Annotated in this window: 17 protein-coding genes; all 17 read right to left on the bottom strand. The window is 38.3% G+C overall.

Annotated features, from left to right (window positions below; translation table 11 throughout):
* Window position 1: 1 nt before the first annotated feature.
* The 17 genes from M472_RS40835 to M472_RS40755 all read right to left on the bottom strand — a co-directional run bounded on the left by M472_RS40835 (window position 2) and on the right by M472_RS40755 (window position 17,871).
* Window positions 2–1,414: a lipopolysaccharide biosynthesis protein gene (locus tag M472_RS40835; protein WP_021071817.1), complete on the bottom strand. Its 1,413-nt coding sequence runs from the start codon at window positions 1,412–1,414 to the stop codon at window positions 2–4.
* Entirely contained in the window at window positions 1,407–2,540 is a 1,134-nt protein-coding gene (locus M472_RS40830; protein ID WP_021071816.1) for a glycosyltransferase family 4 protein, read from the bottom strand. Before M472_RS40830 ends, M472_RS40835 begins: the two co-directional genes overlap by 8 nt.
* Window positions 2,521–3,654, bottom strand: coding sequence for a non-hydrolyzing UDP-N-acetylglucosamine 2-epimerase (gene wecB / locus M472_RS40825; protein ID WP_021071815.1), 1,134 nt, complete (start codon window positions 3,652–3,654; stop codon window positions 2,521–2,523). Before wecB ends, M472_RS40830 begins: the two co-directional genes overlap by 20 nt.
* A 98-nt stretch (window positions 3,655–3,752) precedes the next feature.
* Window positions 3,753–4,769: a Gfo/Idh/MocA family protein gene (locus M472_RS40820; RefSeq protein WP_021071814.1), complete on the bottom strand. Its 1,017-nt coding sequence runs from the start codon at window positions 4,767–4,769 to the stop codon at window positions 3,753–3,755.
* A 2-nt stretch (window positions 4,770–4,771) separates the two neighbouring features.
* The gene (locus tag M472_RS40815) at window positions 4,772–5,344 is read right to left on the bottom strand and encodes an acyltransferase (RefSeq protein WP_021071813.1); all 573 of its coding nucleotides are present in this window, start codon (window positions 5,342–5,344) and stop codon (window positions 4,772–4,774) included.
* Window positions 5,344–6,471 carry a DegT/DnrJ/EryC1/StrS family aminotransferase gene (locus tag M472_RS40810; protein ID WP_021071812.1) on the bottom strand — a complete coding sequence of 376 codons (1,128 nt, stop codon included), beginning with the start codon at window positions 6,469–6,471 and terminating at the stop codon, window positions 5,344–5,346. The genes M472_RS40815 and M472_RS40810 overlap by 1 nt, the downstream gene beginning before the upstream one ends.
* 1 nt (window position 6,472) lies before the next feature.
* Entirely contained in the window at window positions 6,473–7,666 is a 1,194-nt protein-coding gene (gene lhgO, locus M472_RS40805; RefSeq protein ID WP_021071811.1) for an L-2-hydroxyglutarate oxidase, read from the bottom strand.
* Between the two features lie 3 nt (window positions 7,667–7,669).
* Window positions 7,670–8,989 (bottom strand): nucleotide sugar dehydrogenase, encoded by a 1,320-nt coding sequence (locus M472_RS40800; RefSeq protein WP_021071810.1) that lies wholly within the window; start codon window positions 8,987–8,989, stop codon window positions 7,670–7,672.
* A gap of 20 nt (window positions 8,990–9,009) precedes the next feature.
* Window positions 9,010–10,095: a GumC domain-containing protein gene (locus M472_RS40795; RefSeq protein ID WP_235049531.1), complete on the bottom strand. Its 1,086-nt coding sequence runs from the start codon at window positions 10,093–10,095 to the stop codon at window positions 9,010–9,012.
* 33 nt (window positions 10,096–10,128) lie between these two features.
* Window positions 10,129–12,618, bottom strand: coding sequence for an SLBB domain-containing protein (locus M472_RS40790; RefSeq protein ID WP_031301973.1), 2,490 nt, complete (start codon window positions 12,616–12,618; stop codon window positions 10,129–10,131).
* A gap of 30 nt (window positions 12,619–12,648) precedes the next feature.
* Window positions 12,649–13,509: a glucose-1-phosphate thymidylyltransferase RfbA gene (gene rfbA / locus M472_RS40785; RefSeq protein WP_021071807.1), complete on the bottom strand. Its 861-nt coding sequence runs from the start codon at window positions 13,507–13,509 to the stop codon at window positions 12,649–12,651.
* Window positions 13,510–13,616: 107 nt separating this feature from the next.
* The gene (locus tag M472_RS45575; protein WP_021071806.1) at window positions 13,617–13,967 is read right to left on the bottom strand and encodes a four helix bundle protein; all 351 of its coding nucleotides are present in this window, start codon (window positions 13,965–13,967) and stop codon (window positions 13,617–13,619) included.
* Window positions 13,968–13,987: 20 nt separating this feature from the next.
* Window positions 13,988–14,848: a dTDP-4-dehydrorhamnose reductase gene (gene rfbD / locus M472_RS40775; RefSeq protein ID WP_021071805.1), complete on the bottom strand. Its 861-nt coding sequence runs from the start codon at window positions 14,846–14,848 to the stop codon at window positions 13,988–13,990.
* 195 nt (window positions 14,849–15,043) lie between these two features.
* The gene (gene rfbC, locus M472_RS40770) at window positions 15,044–15,613 is read right to left on the bottom strand and encodes a dTDP-4-dehydrorhamnose 3,5-epimerase (RefSeq protein WP_021071804.1); all 570 of its coding nucleotides are present in this window, start codon (window positions 15,611–15,613) and stop codon (window positions 15,044–15,046) included.
* A 38-nt stretch (window positions 15,614–15,651) separates the two neighbouring features.
* Window positions 15,652–16,701, bottom strand: coding sequence for a dTDP-glucose 4,6-dehydratase (gene rfbB, locus M472_RS40765; protein ID WP_021071803.1), 1,050 nt, complete (start codon window positions 16,699–16,701; stop codon window positions 15,652–15,654).
* A 179-nt stretch (window positions 16,702–16,880) separates the two neighbouring features.
* On the bottom strand, window positions 16,881–17,396 hold the full coding sequence (locus M472_RS40760; protein ID WP_021071802.1) for an adenylyltransferase/cytidyltransferase family protein: 516 nt from the start codon (window positions 17,394–17,396) through the stop codon (window positions 16,881–16,883).
* Window position 17,397: 1 nt separating this feature from the next.
* A complete protein-coding gene (locus M472_RS40755; protein WP_235049530.1) occupies window positions 17,398–17,871 on the bottom strand; it encodes a winged helix-turn-helix domain-containing protein in 474 nt (157 codons plus the stop codon).
* Between the last annotated feature and the right edge of the window lie 91 nt (window positions 17,872–17,962).

Raw genomic sequence — 17,962 nt, 5'->3', positions numbered from 1 at the left:
ATCAAATAAGTTCTTTCAGTTCATTACTAAATACTGCTTTTTTAATTACTTTAAAATATAAAGCAACTACAGAAAGAACACCTAAAAAATTAATATACAACAAGACATCTTTTTCAAAAACCAGAAAAGTATTTAACCAACAAATACTAACAAATAAAACAACTGCACTCAATAATCTAAAAATATCTATTTCAAATGAAAAATAATTCATTGAAATTATAGTACGAAGAATAAAAAACAAAATGTAAGAAAATCCTGTACTCATTGCGGCCCCCTTAGCACCATAAATAGGGACTAGAAGAAAGCAAAGCAAAAAATTAATTGTCCCACTTAATATTGCTATAACTAAGTGCCAATATGTTTTATTTTTAAAATTGATCCCCCCCACCGTAATCTCAGATAGTGTATACATTATTGGTATGAGTAACAAGAACGGCATTATTTGCGCACTATCATCATACTGTTTATCAAAAAGGTACATTATAATGTCTGTTGAAGATATTAAAATCAATCCCCCTATGAATAAGAATGCTGAGCCAATTGACAAGACTTCTTTAAATCTATTTCTAGTAGTAGGTGAGTTTGACTCGTATAGCTCCATAGCCATTGGTGCCCAAAAAGAAGTAAATGCGAGCTGTAAAATATTTAAAATATAGACAAATTTAAAAGCAGCACTAAAAAGCCCAAGCTCCTCAAAGCTCGCCACATTCCTAAGAATAATTTTATCAACGCCCTCAAAGATCCATGAAGCTAGAAACGCAGGAACAAAAGGTATACCGTATCTCAGTAGTGGTTTAATTTTTTTCCATGAAATCAAACCAAATTTCCAATTAGCGGATGTAACTATTATTGCTAGAATTACTGTAAAAAATATACCAGCTATGTTACCGTAGACAATTGCATAAAAGTTTTTATCAATATAAATAGCATACAAGTAAGTAACAAAAAAACTAACTACCGCTGCAAGGAATCGAAAAAAAGAAAAAGAAATCGCCTTTTTTTCTAATCGCAGCGTCAACATAACAAAACGTTCCAAAACACCTAAAAAAACACTAATTCCAAGTAAAACAACAATTAAATCAGAATGTTCATTCAAAATCATTTTAGAAATAAACTCTCGAAACTGATAAAACAGAATTAAAAAGAAAAAGGTGCAAATTAAACCAGGTGTCATACAGTTCATAAACAATTTTTTCCTTTCACTATTATTAGTTTTCCGATAGTACTCTCTTACATAACTCTGATCTGTTCCCAAAAGTACAATTTGAAGGACGAAGTTAAAAGCCAAGGTATACATCGAGGCTTTTCCCATTTCAACAGGAATAATTAATGCTGTAATAATAGGAGTGGAGAATAATGAGATTAATGCAGATAATACTCCTCCTAAAGAATACTTGGCAAATAACTTAAACATTTTGTCTGTATTCAATCAGTTTAACCTCTCGATCAATCACGCTCTTTATTCCTGCTATCTCAATAATCTTTAACGCTCCTTGTCTAGACAATCTTTGAAAATCTTTTGGGTTTTCATAAATCCAATCTATAACTTGAGCTATTTCTTCCGGAGAATTATTGGTTAAAAGCCCTGATTCATTATGTGTAATAAATTCGGGTATCGCCGTATTATTGGAACTAACCGTGACTAAGCCACTACACATAGCTTCACACATTGAAACGCCTTGAGCATCCTGTCTAGTTAATGATAAAAAAACACCGTGTTTATCGTGTAGGCTCTTTATCAAGTCTTGTCTTAAAAAACCTTCACTTATAGACACATTGGGTAAATGGCCAAAGTCTTTATTAAAATCACTATCTAAAGCCCCTTTACCAACTATAGTAAAATTAAGTTCTGAAAAATATGGCTTATGCTGAATTAACTTTACAGCCTCATACACCAAATCAGTTGCATATTTTTTACTATAAAAAGGTCTAATCATCAAAAAATTAAACCTTTCTATAGCTGCCTTTTCAACAGGATAAAAAAGTATGTCATTAATCGGATTCGGGATTATGTTATAATTCACAACTTTTATACCACAATCCTTTTCAGCAATTTCTTTCATCCAATTAGAAACAAATACAAATCGAACGTTGTTTTCTATATTATTAGAAAACTTAATCAATTTCTTGAAAAAATAGAGTTGTATTACATTGTTTTTAATATACTTTAAAAATGCAAGTTTCTTATCAAAATTAAAAAGTCTTCTACGCCACGATAATGCTTCGTAACCATGTACCCAAATGATGTAAGGCTTATTAAAACAAAAAATTATTTCTCTTATAATTGGATAAGTAGCAAAATGAATCAGAATCTTATCAGGATTATACTCATTTATCAATTTTTTCAAACCGTCAATAGAATTAACAGCTTTCACTTCTACTCCCTCATAAGTATAATCCTCTCTAGGACTTGTTATATTTGCTGCTACCAATACCTCATCAAAATATTTTAAATACTCTTTAACTCTTACATGTGCAAAGACATCACCATAAAGATTCTCTTCACTTGGATAGCCGTCATCAATTATTAAGATTCTCATTAAAATAATTTAAAATAATTTGATATATTTTTTCACAGGCTTTGCCATCTCCATAAGGATTTATTGCTTTGGACATTTTCTCATATTGAAGATGATCTTCTAATAAACGAACAGTATTTTCATAAATAGACTTTTCTGTATTGCCAACTAAAATAGAAGTTCCACTCATTAGAGCCTCTGGTCTTTCGGACTTGTCCCTCATAACTAAAACAGGTTTTCCTAATGTGGGCGCTTCTTCCTGTACCCCACCTGAATCTGTAAGGACTAAATAAGACCTATCTAACAAGGTTATAAAAGACAAATAACTTTGTGGCTCCAAAAGAAAAACGTTTTTAAGATTATCTAAAATACTAAGTACTGGTTGCTTAATATTAGGGTTTAAATGTACAGGATAGACGAAATCTACATTAGGATATTCATTAGACAATCTTTTAATTGCTTGGCAAATTTCTCTAATTCCATCGCCAAAACTCTCTCTACGATGTCCCGTAATCAGTATCATTTTTCTTGACGGATCAAGAAAATCAAACTTAACCAAATCCAACTCTCCATTCGACATCTTCTTTTTAATATTCAATAAAGCATCTATAACTGTATTTCCTGTTACATGAATATTAGAATCTAAGTGTCCCTCTCTCAATAAATTGTCTCGAGATAAAGTTGTTGGGGCAAAATGAATACTACTCAAAACAGATGTTACAAGTCTATTCATTTCTTCTGGAAAAGGAGAATACAAATCATTAGTTCTTAAACCAGCTTCAACATGAGCAATAGGTATTCTATTATAGAAGGCAGCCATTGCCGCTGCCTGAACTGTAGTTGTGTCTCCCTGAACAACTATTAAATCGGGACGAGAGGTACTTAGATACTCGGATATTTTAACTAGCGCCAAAGAATTTAGACCTACTAAACTCTGATTATCAACCATTAACTTCAAATCAATAGTTGGCACTATATTATAATAATCTAATATTTGATACAACATTTCTTTATGTTGCCCTGTTGAACAAACTTCCACCAAAAACTCTCCCTTTTTAAGGAAAAATTCAATAACTGGAGCTAGCTTAATTGCCTCGGGCCTAGTCCCTAGTATAAAAACAACTTTTTTTTTCATAATCACCAAATTTTACTTTTGTAATTCTAACACCAAGACATTCCATCTGAATTCATAGACTCGATTATGTTTTCAAATCTGTATTCCACCTATTTAATTCAATAATCAATCTTATATATTCTTTCAATAATATCAACGACCTTCAACCCCTCAAGGGCATTTGTAGTAATCATATTCCGTCCTTTCAAAACATCTACTACATTCTCAATAACATAATGGTGATTTGCAGCTGATCCTTTGTAGGTACCATAATCATTTCCAGGGTTTGTTGGAGCTAGTATTGGCATTTCGTAATCTTTAATATGGCAATATTCCACCTCATTCATATATTGTCCTCCCACTTTCAAAGAACCATTTTCAGCGATAACCGTGATGGAGCTCTCTAAGTTTTTATTCCAAACCGAAGTTGAATAGTTTAACGCCCCCATACCTCCATTTACAAAGTCAAAAGACACAAAACCTGAGTCTTCGAAATCAGTAAGATGTTTATGATTAAAATCAGCAAACTTTGCCTGAATATTGGTAATATCTCCAAAATACCAATACATTAAGTCAATAAAGTGAGAAAACTGGGTAAATAGAGTTCCTCCATCTAAATCTTTTTTACCATGCCAAGACTCTGGCTTGTAATAACGATTATCTCTATTCCAGTAACAATTAATTTGGACCATATATATTTCCCCAAGTATATCGGATTCGATAAGATCTTTTAACCAAACTGAAGGGGGAGAATATCTGTTTTGCATCACGCAGAATACTTGTTTTTGTTTCTGTAAACCTTTAAAAATTAATGCTTCTGAATCCTTTTTAGTCAATGACATTGGCTTTTCAATAACCAAGTGCTTTCCTGCATCTAGAATCTTCATCCCTTGTTCCGCGTGACATCCATTTGGAGTAGCGACATTTATGACATCACATTCAATTCCAGCCTCAAAAAAATTCTCCAAACTAGAGAAGAAAGGAACCTCATAAGATTCAATTCCTAATTCTGATTTATCTTTTACGTCTATTAGTGACACTAATTCAGCCTCGTCATTGCGAGAAATCATTTCTGCATGGCGCTTCCCGATGTGACCGCAGCCAAGTACAGCAAATTTAATTTTTCTATCTTGCATGATTATTTAATACGGATTACTTGATTGTTTTCTAATTTATATTCTTGATTGCTTTCAGGACACACAGCTACATCACAATCCTTAAAATTTAGACGATGACCATATTCACCTACCCAACCAATCTGTTTGGCCGGATTACCCACTACTAACGCAAAATCTAGAACTGTTTTCGTGACAACAGCACCTGCTCCAATAAAAGCATATCGACCTATATCATGCCCACAAACAATCGTCGCATTAGCTCCAATAGAAGCTCCTTTACCAACATGGGTTTTGGCATACTGATTTCTTCTATTGATAGCACTTCGGGGATTAATGACATTGGTAAATACCATTGAAGGACCTAAAAAAACATCATCGTCACAGATCACGCCGGTATAGATAGAAACATTGTTTTGGACCTTTACATTATTACCCAGTACAACTTCAGGAGAAACTACCACGTTTTGACCTATATTACACTTCTCACCAATAATACAGTTAGGCATAATATGTGAAAAATGCCAAATTTTTGTTCCTTCACCTATTTTACAGCCTTCATCTACGATAGCTGAATCATGTACATAATAACTCATTATTTGTAACTTTTAATGGTTTCAATAATATATTCTAATGTTTCCTGATCCATTTCAGTATGAATAGGTAAAGATAGTACCCTGGTACAAAGATCTTCACATATAGGGAAAGCGCCCACTCCATATTCATCTGATCTAAAAGCTTCCTGTAAATGCAATGACACGGGATAATATACCATACTCGGAATCCCCCTTTCTTGCAGATATACCTTCAACTGATCTCTGTCTCGGGCATCAGTCAATTGAATAGTATACTGATGGTACACATGTGTAGAATTTGAAACTCTTTTTGGCGTTCTTAGCCAACCCAAATTTTCAAAAGCTTTATCATAGGCATCCGCAACAGAATTTCTAGCCGAAGAATATCGGTCTAAATGTTTTAATTTAACATTTAAAATTGCAGCCTGAATAGTATCCAACCTAGAGTTACAGCCTATTACGGAATGATGATATTTTTTAGCTTGACCATGATTGGCAATCATATACAACTTTTGTGCTAATTCAGAACTATTTGTATACATAGCTCCTCCATCACCATAACAACCTAAGTTTTTGGAAGGAAAAAAGGATGTACATCCGATGTCACCCATAGTCCCAGCCTTTGCTTTACGTCCATCGAAAAAAGTGTACGTTGCACCAATGGCCTGCGCTGTATCTTCAATGACATAGAGGCTATATTTTTTTGCAACCGCTAAGATTTCTTCCATTGGTGCGCACTGCCCGTACATATGAACAGGAACAACAGCCTTACATCTAGGTGTCACTACGCGCTCAATCTCCTCAGGAGTAATCATAAACGTATTCGGATCTACTTCCGTCATCACAGGTTTAAGTTTTAACAAACCTATAACTTCTGCAGTAGCCACGTAGGTAAAAGCAGGAACAATGATTTCGTCCCCAGGCTGTAAATTAAGGGCCATCAAAGCAATCTGTAATGCATCCGTACCATTTCCACAGGGAATCACATTTGTCCCTCCCAAATAACCACCTAAATTCGTAGCGAAGGTCTTAATCTGTGGTCCATTGATAAAAGCAGTTTGGTCTATTACCTCTTGAATTCCTTTATCAATCTCTGTTTTTATATGTTCGTATTGACGCTTAAGGTCAACCATTTGTATATTTTTCATTCTATAAAACTAAATCACTAATTGTATTACCTATGGACAAACAAGATGTTGCTGCTGGAGATGGAGCATTACGTACATGAATTACATTTCCGCTGCGGACAATATCAAAATCATCCAGCAAAATACCATCACGACTACAAGCTTGAGCTCGAATACCTGCCCCCCCAGGAATTAGGTCAGTTTCCTGAATCTCTGGTATAAGCTTTTGTAATGCCTTTGTAAATGCGGTTTTTGATAGCGATCTATACATTTCTCCCATCCCAGTCTTACCATACTTACTAACAATTTTATGAAATCCCGGCCAAGATAATGCTTGTGCTAACTCCCCGATATTGATATCGAAAAACTTATAACTTTCCTTTCCGAAGGCCAAAACTGCATTTGGTCCTGCTTCAATACCGCCATGGATCATTCTTGTAAAATGCACACCTAAAAATGGAAAACTTGGATCTGGAACAGGATATATTAAATGTTTGACTAAGTGTTGACGTTCCAGCTTTAACTCATAATATTCTCCCCTAAAAGGAATAATTCTCACATCATTCTTTTCCTCTGTCATCTCCGTAATCTTATCCGAATATAAACCTGCACAGGATATGACTTTACCAGTTAAGAATTCTTTCTTATCAGTGAATATCACACAACTTTGACTATTTTTCTTTAAACTGACAACCTTTTGATTAAATAAAACCTGACCTCCCAGCTCCTCAAAAAGTTGTTGCAGTTTTTTTGCTATTGCTAGATAGTCAATAATACCTGTCTGCGGAACTCTTATCGCACGCAAACCTACACAGTGGGGCTCTATTTCTCCAAACTCTTCTTTCGTTAAATACTTAAGATTTTGAAGTCCATTCTCCACACCACGTTTATATATATTATCTAATAGTGGAAGTTCTTCTTTACTTGTAGCAACAATTATTTTACCACATAAATCATATGCAATACTATGCTTTTGAGCAAAACTCACAATGGATGTATACCCTTCAATGCAATTTTTTGCTTTAAGACTTCCAGGTTTATAGTAAATCCCACTATGGATGACACCACTATTATTGCCAGATTGGTGCACCGCAACCACTGCTTCTTTTTCTAAAATAGCAATCTTTAAAGCAGGCGATTTTAATTTTGCTTGATACGCTGTCGCTAACCCAACCAGACCTGCTCCAATAATTATGATATCATACTTTTCAGTCATCACTTACAACCTTGCGTCTACTAAAGATCTATCCAAACAAGCTTTAGTATCAAAGATTACCCCGTTATTGCGTTTTATCTTTTTATAATCAAACTTCAGAAATTCATTGTGTGCCACAGCTATCACTACCGCATCATAGATAACAGACTCATCTAATTTATTCACGATATCTAAACCGTATTCATGCTTAACTTCAATTGTATCGGCCCATGGGTCATAGATATCTACATCCAACCCGAAACTGAGAAGTTCATGATAAATATCAACAACCCGAGTATTACGAACATCCGGACAATTTTCTTTAAAGGTAATTCCCATAATCAACGCCTTAGCTCCTTTAATCTTATGGTCCTTCTGAATCATCAACTTAACTACCTTATCTGCAACAAAAGGCCCCATATTATCGTTAACCCTTCTTCCCGATAGAATTACTTGAGGATGATAACCAAGAGCCTGCGCCTTATGCGCTAAATAATAAGGATCTACACCTATACAATGTCCTCCAACCAATCCTGGCTGATATTTCAAAAAATTCCACTTTGTCCCTGCAGCTTCAATCACGTCATTAGTATCAATACCAATTCTATCAAAAATTAAAGCAAGCTCATTGACAAAAGAAATATTCACATCTCTTTGTGCATTCTCAATTGCTTTCGATGCTTCTGCAACTTTAATTGACGGTGCTTTGTGCGTACCTGCTGTAATAATAGACCGATATAGGTCATCCACATGATTAGCAATATCTACTGTAGACCCAGAAGTAACTTTCTTGATTTTAGTCAAAGTATTGATTTTATCCCCCGGATTGATTCGTTCTGGAGAATAACCTGCAAAAAAATCTTTATTGAAAACCAATCCTGAAACACGCTCTAAAACTGGCACACAGTCCTCTTCAGTACAGCCAGGATATACTGTAGACTCATAGATTACTACATCTCCAATTCCCAACACTTTACCCAACATCTCTGAGGCCTTAATAAGCGGCCTCAAATCAGGAGCTTTAAACTCATCAATTGGGGTTGGAACAGTTACTATATATGTATTACATTCTTTCAAATCCTCTATATCAGAAGAAAAAGAAAGACCCGCCCCCTCAATATCAACCTGTTTTTCAATCACTTGATGTAAAAAATCAAGATCAGCTTCTTGGGTTCTGTCTCTACCAGAACTAAGTTCATTTACACGTTCTAGATTTATATCAAAGCCTAGCACTTTATATTTTTTTGCAAATTCAATTGCCAAAGGCAATCCAACATAACCTAAGCCAATAACAGCAATGTTTACGTTATTTACTATTCTAATATCTTTTTCTTTTTGCTCCATTTTTCTCCCAAAAACATAATTTAAGACAAAACTTTTTCTTCATTCTCTAAAACCCCAATGTCTCTTAGGATATATTGAACAATAAAGTAAAAGGATGTTAATAATACGAATAAAAAACCTACCAAAACGCTAAAAACAACTCTACTAGAGCTAGCCTTTTCCAATGGGTACCTAGGTTCGTCGACGACTTGTATTAAAGGAGTTTCTTTCATTAACGCCATTTTAGATAACTCCAAATTTTGTACCAAATGTCCCAAAATAGCTTTATTTGCCTCTATCGAGAACTGTGATTTTTGAGTAGGCCCTAAACGCTGTGATTGCCTAGTTGGATTCAAGTTAGGAGTAGCGTCTATAATCGATGCTGCTGTACTGATATTAGCATTCATCACGGCTCGTACCGAGTCTGTCTTTTGTTCTAATACTTTTATATTATCTAATGATTTTTTTGTCTTCGTTTCTACATAAAAATCATTCACTTCCTTTACTAAAGCTTCATTAAACTCCTTAGAAAAGACCTCATTCTCTGATTTGACATTGACTTTAATTATAGACAGCTTCTTGTCTAATTTCTCTACCTGTAGATACTCCTTATTGATATCTAGAACAGCCCCTTGTATTATACTATCTTTTACACGCTTTAATTCCTTTTGACTGTCGTCTCGAAAATTGACATTTACTAATTCTGATTGTTCTGATTTCCATTTATCCTGAGTATCACTCAGCTTTAGATAACAGTCTAGCAATAATTTAGTAGAATCACTAATGCTTGATTTTAGCAAAGCCGCTTCAATCATTTTACGGGATTTATATAATTCTAAAATATTCTCCCCCTGAAAGAGTCCCTCACTTCCACCTCCGAGATCAATGCCTACCATCGCCGCCATACCCGCATACTGCGACAATGCCCCCCCCGCTTGATCTCCGGACTCGAGAACAAAGGTAGTGATAGCTGTGTAAACAGGTTTTTTGAAATGGGCATACAAAAAGCCTATTGTTCCCCCAAGTATACCTGCAATTAGCAGAAACAACCACTTTGACAATAAATAATGAGACCAGCTTTGCAACTTTAAAATTAACTCCTTGAGTGAAATTTCTTCTTGTCCCATACCTGCTTGTTTATTCGACTGCATTTCCATCACCTACCTCCGTATCAATGAAACAATAATAGCGGCCATGGAAGCTATCCCCGTACCTAAGCCTATCCAGCTTTGTGCCGTCAATCGTTCACGCGGAGCCCGTTTAGGCACGATAATCTCTGCTCCCGGCTTAATATCAGGGTTACGTCCGGACGTGCCTTTAACCGAACCATTCGCATATTGTACGAACACCTTACGTTTGAGTGCCTCTGAACTATATCCTCCTGCTTGGTTGACATAATAGCGTAACGACTGTCCTTTTTTAAAGACTACATTATTGGGGTGTAGTACCTCACCTACTACTCGAACCGTCTGTAGTTCTTTCGGCACCGTAATCACATCACCATCCAAAAGCAACAGGTCTCCAGCCGCACCAGGTTTCTTTAAGATTTTCTCTAATTCAATACCCACTAAATCGTTGAATTCTAAAGAGGTGATGGTCGCTCCATTTTCCGATGCTTTAGCTAATGTTTTCTCCTTTTGCCCCATCATACCTCGCGGGTCAGCATCCAACAGCTCACTTTCAAAACTGTTTTCGTCCATTTCTTTTCCCCTTGCCTTCAGTTGCTCTTCTCTCACTTTACGCGCTTCTTCTTTTACCTTGGAACTTCCGGTACGACGTAGCGACGCTCCTTCCACGTAAGCGTGTACGGTCAGCCCTCCTGCACGCTCAATGAGATCTGAGATACGCTCATCTTCTCTGCTAATGGTATATATCCCCGGAAACATGACCTCTCCCTCAATCTTTACCTGACGCTGAGACCTGTAATTAGCATCGCCCAATACGGTCACTACGTCATAGGGCCTCAGTTTAATATCTGGTTGATCCAGTACCCCATTATAAATATTAACCAATATGGTCTGCGCTGAAATGGAATCCTGTGCATCTCGATTGCGTATTCTCCGGGCAATCTCAATACGAGCATTCTTTGCTTCTTCGGTTAATCCACCCGCCTTTTGAATCATATCCGATATCGTTGTATTCTCTGCAAAAGGGAAATCACCAGGTAAGCGAACTTGCCCCTGAACAATAAACTTATACTCGTCCCGCAGATCAAAAATTGAGGAAATCTCAATCTGATCTTCTCTACGGAGCAAAATATCTGGAGCATCCCCTGAGAGAATCTGACGCAAATTAAAATTAACGATCTCCAAGGTATTATCCGCTTTGAGCCTGTTGATTATACCTCGCTCTAAAAAGGCATCTTCACGAACTCCTTGCGCCGACTGTAATACATCCCGTAGACTCATCCCTTCTTCTAGGCCGTAAGCCCCAGGACGAAAAACAGCGCCCAAAACAGTGACTCTGTTCTCAAAACGATCCAACAGTGTCTCTACCATAAAGCTATCGCCATTCTTTATCTTATAGGTTGCAAACTGATCGGCATAGACATCTGTAATCCGTCGTTCTTTATCAGTCTTCTGAAAAACTTTAACTTTTGAGGTATACGCATTTTCCGAGAATCCGCCTGCATAACGCATCAGATCCTGTAAACTTTCTCCTTCTTTACCTTCGAAAACTGTTGGACGTTTTACCTCCCCTAAAACCTCTACCCTATTGCCATACACAGGTATATGTATAATATCTTGATCTTCTAAGCGTATATTTCCATTCTGCATGCCATTAACTAGGAAGTCATAGACATCTATCGTGGATACGACCCTATTATTTCGAATAACCTGAATATTCCTGTAGGTACCATTTTCTGCAGGTCCGCCTGCTGCATATAAGGCGTTAAACGCTGTTGCCAAAGAAGGCAAAGTATAAGTACCCGGTTTAGTCGCTGCCCCTGTCAACGTCACACGAATACTCCGGATATCTCCCAGATTGACCGAAACTTGTGTTCTGCCAGAACGAATTCCAGGATAAGTAGATGATAATCTTTGCGCTATCTTATTACGCGCAGCCTCCACAGAAAGGCCGTTGACGGCAATAGTTCCTGCATACTGTACATTGATATTACCTTCCGTACTGACCGAAAGCTTATAAGAAGCTTCATTATCTCCCGTAATATCAATTAGCAATTGATCATCAGGGCCAATAACATAGGAGCTCGGTGTAGCCATACGTAGATTGGGTTCAAACGTGACCCCTTTGTTCCGGAACAGTACATCTCCAAAGACTTTAGATTTAAAAACGGTGTCCTGTTTCGTAGCTAGGCTATCTTTTCCACCTTTATTCGATAGAGATTGCCCTACTACTTTTCTACCAGTCAAATTTATTGAGCCGTCTTTTTCCTGTAGTTCGCCAGCTTTAATCAAGGCAACACGCGATTGTAGCTTTTGAATTTCCACGGGTGCCATTCCCTGCGCCTTTGCCAGAGCAGGCAGCTCCTCTTCCCTATAGCCCATCGCCTCCGCCTGTTTCATATACTGCTCGATTTGCTTATCGCTCAGCTGATCGACGCGAATTTGTTTCACATCGACCTGTGCTTGTGTACGAAATGCAATAAAAAAAACTAAAACAAGAAAATAAAATTTCTTCATATACATATACTTCATTCTTACAAAAGTAGCTAAATTCTATTTAAGCAATCGCAATAAATACTCCCCATAGCCTGATTTCTTCAAAGGCTCTGCGATTAGGGCTAATTGCTCTCTATTGATCCAGCCCATACGATATGCAACCTCTTCTATCGCCCCGATTTTCATGCCCTGACGCTCCTCGATAACCTGTACAAATTGTCCTGCCTGCATCAACGACTGAATCGTACCGGTATCCAGCCAAGCTGTTCCCCGATCGAATACTCCTACTTTCAATTTTCCTCTTCTCAGATATTCTCTATTGACATCCGTAATTTCCAACTCCCCGCGCTGCGAAGGCTTAATATTTTTGGCAATCTCTACCACATCATTATCATAGAAATACAGTCCAGGTACTGCATAATTTGATTTTGGTTCTGCTGGCTTCTCTTCGATGGATACGACATTGTTGTCTTTATCAAACTCGACTACACCATAGCGTTCAGGATCGTGTACTGGATAAGCGAATACGACTCCTCCATCCGGATCGGCAGATGCCTGCAACAATTTGGACAGCCCCGAGCTGTAAAAGATATTGTCTCCCAAAATCAGCGCCACCTTATCGTCACCAATAAACTCTTCTCCTAAAATAAAAGCCTGTGCTAATCCATCAGGACTTGGCTGCTCCTTGTACGAGAACTTACAGCCCAATTGTGAACCATCGCCCAATAACTTTTCAAAATTAGGCAGATCCTGTGGTGTAGAGATAATCAGTATTTCATTGATTCCCGCCAACATCAAAGTCGACAAGGGGTAGTATATCATAGGTTTATCGTAGACCGGCATCAACTGCTTGGACACCGCTAATGTCAATGGATGCAGTCTTGTTCCTGAACCTCCGGCTAGTATTATTCCTTTCATCGTAGTGCTAATTGTCGCGAGTTATCACAGATTAATGCGAATTACGCGTATTCATTATTAATAGTTTTATTCTTTAGTGACGAGTAGTGAGTGACAAGTGACAACAGCTAGCCGTTTCTTAAACTTTCAATCAACTTGAGTAACATACGTCTTATTTGACTATTCTCATCAATAAGAATTATATTATCTTTTAAATAACCTAGTAATTTTGCCAATTCGAGCTGAGTTTCTACTTCTGATAATGATCCTAAAGCAATATACAAAAATTGAACAAATTCCTTCTTGGTCTGCCGAGCAGCTCCCTCTGCAATATTTGATGGTATGGATACTGCGGCCCGTCTCAATTGATTCATTAGTCCGAATTTCTCTGAATCTGGAAAGGTCGAACTACAATCGTATACACTCTTCACATAGGTCATCGCCCGTTGATAAACAATAAGATCTTTGTGACTCTTCATATTCTAATCGGTTTACTTTGTTACTCGTTACTGGTTACTTTTGCAAGCATAGCTTGCAAGCTTGTCCTCCAATCCGGCACTTCTACCTTAAATGTACGTTTTATCTTTGATTTATCTAACAATGAATACTTTGGACGCTTTGCTGGGGTTGGATACTGTGCCGTAGGGATAGGGTTGATTCTACAATCCAATCCTTTTATTTCTCTAATTGCTACAGCAAAATCGTACCAGGAGATTTCGCCTTCATTCGAGTAGTGGTATACACCTCCTACCCAGTCTTCACCTTCAATAATATCTACAATCGCCTGAGCCAAGTCCTTGGCGTAAGTTGGTGATCCTATCTGATCGTCAATAACGGATATCTCCTCTCTTTCAGTCATCAGGCGGATCATCGTCTTAACGAAGTTATTACCATAAGTTGAATAGACCCATGAAGTGCGAATCACAATACTCTCAGGATGCCATTTTAAAACAGCTTGCTCTCCTTTCAACTTAGTCAAGCCATAGGTATTGATCGGGTCTACTGGCGCATCTTCGGTTAGCGCCGTGTCCGAATTGCCATCAAATACGTAATCGGTGGAGATAGCAATTAGCTTTGCGCCATTCAACCTACAGTATTGTGCGATTTCCTCTGACGCCAAATGATTTACAATATCCGCTAAGACCGGCTCTGATTCCGCCTTGTCTACCGCCGTATAGGCTGCGGCATGGATAATAATATCCGGTTGATACATCCCTAAAATATCCTGAATGATCAGGGTTTGATCCAAAGGGAGCTGCTTGCGGTCCAAGAAGTAACACTCCTTGTCCGCCTGACTTTTTAATATATCTTGTAGCTCCGAACCGAGTTGGCCATTGGAGCCGGTTATTAATATCTTCATATCAATCTCTTTATGTCACTCAAGCCGTGACAGGCTCACCCTTTTTTTCCGCAAAAAAGGGTGGAAAAAACTCGTCGCTGAAACCTTTTGAACGTAAAGCAGGTAAAACTCCTGCAACCTCAAAAGCTTATTAGGCGACATTATATAAATTGTACAGCAAGAAGCTTTGATCTCTCTTCGTAACTCTGTAACTCATCACTTCGTCACTCTCTCTAACTGACTTACTTTAAACTCGGCGAATGATTGCGCTTCTTTGTCTTTATCTGATAACAGCATTTCCTCAACGGGGATTTGCCAATCTATGTTTAGAACGGGGTCCAGTGGGTTTATGCCACACTCCGATTCTTTATTGTAGAAATTATCGCATTTATAAAAGAAGGTTGCTGTTTCGCTTAATACCACAAACCCATGAAGGAAGCCACGTGGAACGAATAATTGCAAGTTGTTTTCTGCGGAAAGTCGCACGGCCACATACTCTCCAAAAGTCGATGAACCTAGACGTACATCTACAGCTACATCCAGCACTTCGCCTTGCAAGACACGCACTAGCTTGGCCTGAGCATGCTGACCACCCTGGGCATGTAAACCGCGAAGTACGCCTCTTGTAGAATAGGACTGGTTGTCCTGCACAAAGTGTGTTTTCATACCAGTCAATTCATTAAAAGTCTTTTCGTTAAAGCTTTCCATAAAATAGCCACGGCTATCACCGAATTTGGTTGGTTCTAGGATATAGCAGTCTTTTAGTTTTGTAGGGGTAATTTTCATCAAAGTTATCGAGTTATCTTGTTAACAAGTGATCTAGATTAATTGTATTGTTTAGCATAATAACTCTGATACTCTCCTGAGGTGACATTGTCTAGCCACTCTTGGTTAGCAAGGAACCAATCGATGGTGATGGACAATCCCTGTTCGAAAGTTACAGATGGCTTATAGCCTAATTCTTGATTTATTTTCGTTGCATCAATGGCATAGCGCAGATCGTGTCCTGGCCTATCTTTCACAAAGGTGATAAGCTCTGCGGCTGTACCTGCTGGTCTGCCTAATTTCTCATCCATCTGCTTACACAGTTCTTTGACCAAATCGATATTCTGCCATTCGTTAAAGCCGCCCACATTATAGGATTGTCCGTTCTTTCCTTGATGGAATACAAGATCAATCGCCTTGGCGTGATCAATCACGAACAACCAATCACGTGTAAATTTGCCATCACCATAGATGGGAAGTGGCTTAGTATTTAAAATATTATGGATACAAAGCGGAATCAATTTTTCCGGAAAGTGATTGGGGCCATAGTTGTTAGAACAGTTCGTCAGAACTACAGGCAATCCGTAGGTATCTTGGTATGCACGTACGAAATGATCTGAAGAGGCCTTAGAAGCCGAATAGGGTGAATGGGGATCGTAAGCCGTTTCTTCGGTGAATAAGCCCGTCTCTCCTAACGTACCATACACCTCATCTGTAGATACGTGATGAAAGCGCTTGCCTTCATAGTTATCCTTCCAGATTTCACGAGCGGCATTCAACAGATTGACTGTACCGATCACATTGGTCATTACAAATGCCGAAGGGTCCGTAATCGAGCGATCCACATGCGACTCTGCTGCCAAGTGTATCACGCCGTCGGGTTGATATTCCTGAAAAACCTCCATTATATGCTTGGCATCTGTGATATCTGCTTTTACAAAGGTATAGTTGGGTTTATCTTCGATATCTTTCAGATTCTCCAAATTGCCTGCATACGTCAAGGCATCTAGATTAACAATGCGATACGCTGGATATTTATTTACGAATTCACGCACCACATGTGAACCGATAAAACCGGCTCCACCTGTGATCAATATGGTTTTATTCATTTTTTATATTTTCTATTCTTTTTACCAAGCAGCAAAGATGCTTTTGACCTTCTCTTCTCCATCCGGCTAGACCTCAATCCTCAAATAAATTCAGGCTTCAGCGGCATGAGAAAATGCTACAGATCATAATAGATTGCCACGCCTCGACGACAACCGAGCTCGCAATGACGAGTGGGGTATTACCCCTTGCCGTTCTTCAAATTCTCCTTATCCGCAACGATCTTCCGCAAGCCAGAACTCGAAAAACGGTGATCACGGCTGTTAAAATACAGCTCAATCCCCTTCTCTTCGCAATATTGGCGGCCGGTAAAATCTCTGTTCTCATATTCATCTCCTACAATACGGACATCCAATTTGAACGAACGTAAGATATCTTCCAGATCCTGTTCCGTAGAATAGGGAACGATCTCATCTACATATTGACAACCCCGCAACTGGATATAACGCTCTACAACAGTTTGTGTAGGCGCATTTTTCTCTGGTCTGTCCAACGTTGGATCCATCTGTAATCCACAGATCAAGTAATCACACTGACGCTTTGCTTCGGCCAACATCATAATGTGACCTGCATGCAACAAATCAAAGGTCGAGAAGGTGATACCTACTCGAGGTCCCGGATTGTAATCCTGTTTCCTATGTGTCTTGTCTTCCCGATTCGCTTCGTTCATCGGGACTTCATTATATTTCGCGTCCATATTATAAGCTATCTTTTTGATACAGAATAATTTTTGTTTTTATTTGACCGGGTGCTTCCAGATACAGACTCACCCTCTTGTTCAACAACTTCTCAGCCTTCCCTGCAGCCTGCAATAAATATGCCGAATCGATATCTTTTCCCGTCACCAGCACCTCGATATGTCCCGAATTGACCCCGACAGCATAATCCCCAAACAGCACAACCTGCTCTACATCACCTGCCCGCTCCAACACCTGTTCTATCACCTGATCAATACCCAAAAAGTGATGGATCAATCCTTGCAGCGATCCAAAAAGAGCGTGCGCTGAATTGGCTCGATAATACACCTTTTGCTCACCTTCTTCTCGAATGAGGTACCCGGCTTCTGTCAACTGATTCAACTCCTTACGAATAGCATTGGTCGACTCGTTAAACTCTTCGGCAATACCACGCAGATACCCGCGATTGCTCGCCGATACAAAAAATTTAATCAATAGTTTTAACCTCGTCTTAGACGTAATCAATGAATCCAACATTGGCTAATAGTGTTGAGCAACAAAAGTACTCGTTACAAATTTAAAAGGC

This window comes from Sphingobacterium paucimobilis HER1398, assembly GCF_000416985.1.
GTDB classification, from domain to species: Bacteria; Bacteroidota; Bacteroidia; order Sphingobacteriales; family Sphingobacteriaceae; genus Sphingobacterium; species Sphingobacterium paucimobilis.
Note: the sequence above shows the minus strand (reverse complement) of the source record. Positions and strands in the feature narration are given on the sequence as shown.

Bases quoted from the DNA above. Each gene is read 5' to 3' on its own strand.
- M472_RS40795 (WP_235049531.1), bottom strand. From the start codon at position 10,095: ATGGGACAAGAAGAAATTTCACTCAAGGAGTTAATTTTAAAGTTGCAA.
- M472_RS40790 (WP_031301973.1), bottom strand. From the start codon at position 12,618: ATGTATATGAAGAAATTTTATTTTCTTGTTTTAGTTTTTTTTATTGCA.
- M472_RS40820 (WP_021071814.1), bottom strand. From the start codon at position 4,769: ATGCAAGATAGAAAAATTAAATTTGCTGTACTTGGCTGCGGTCACATC.
- M472_RS40835 (WP_021071817.1), bottom strand. From the start codon at position 1,414: ATGTTTAAGTTATTTGCCAAGTATTCTTTAGGAGGAGTATTATCTGCA.
- rfbA (WP_021071807.1), bottom strand. From the start codon at position 13,509: ATGAAAGGAATAATACTAGCCGGAGGTTCAGGAACAAGACTGCATCCA.
- M472_RS40760 (WP_021071802.1), bottom strand. From the start codon at position 17,396: ATGGACGCGAAATATAATGAAGTCCCGATGAACGAAGCGAATCGGGAA.
- rfbB (WP_021071803.1), bottom strand. From the start codon at position 16,701: ATGAATAAAACCATATTGATCACAGGTGGAGCCGGTTTTATCGGTTCA.
- M472_RS40800 (WP_021071810.1), bottom strand. From the start codon at position 8,989: ATGGAGCAAAAAGAAAAAGATATTAGAATAGTAAATAACGTAAACATT.
- M472_RS40815 (WP_021071813.1), bottom strand. From the start codon at position 5,344: ATGAGTTATTATGTACATGATTCAGCTATCGTAGATGAAGGCTGTAAA.
- wecB (WP_021071815.1), bottom strand. From the start codon at position 3,654: ATGAAAAAAAAAGTTGTTTTTATACTAGGGACTAGGCCCGAGGCAATT.
- M472_RS40830 (WP_021071816.1), bottom strand. From the start codon at position 2,540: ATGAGAATCTTAATAATTGATGACGGCTATCCAAGTGAAGAGAATCTT.
- M472_RS45575 (WP_021071806.1), bottom strand. From the start codon at position 13,967: ATGAAGAGTCACAAAGATCTTATTGTTTATCAACGGGCGATGACCTAT.
- lhgO (WP_021071811.1), bottom strand. From the start codon at position 7,666: ATGACTGAAAAGTATGATATCATAATTATTGGAGCAGGTCTGGTTGGG.
- rfbC (WP_021071804.1), bottom strand. From the start codon at position 15,613: ATGAAAATTACCCCTACAAAACTAAAAGACTGCTATATCCTAGAACCA.
- M472_RS40810 (WP_021071812.1), bottom strand. From the start codon at position 6,471: ATGAAAAATATACAAATGGTTGACCTTAAGCGTCAATACGAACATATA.
- rfbD (WP_021071805.1), bottom strand. From the start codon at position 14,848: ATGAAGATATTAATAACCGGCTCCAATGGCCAACTCGGTTCGGAGCTA.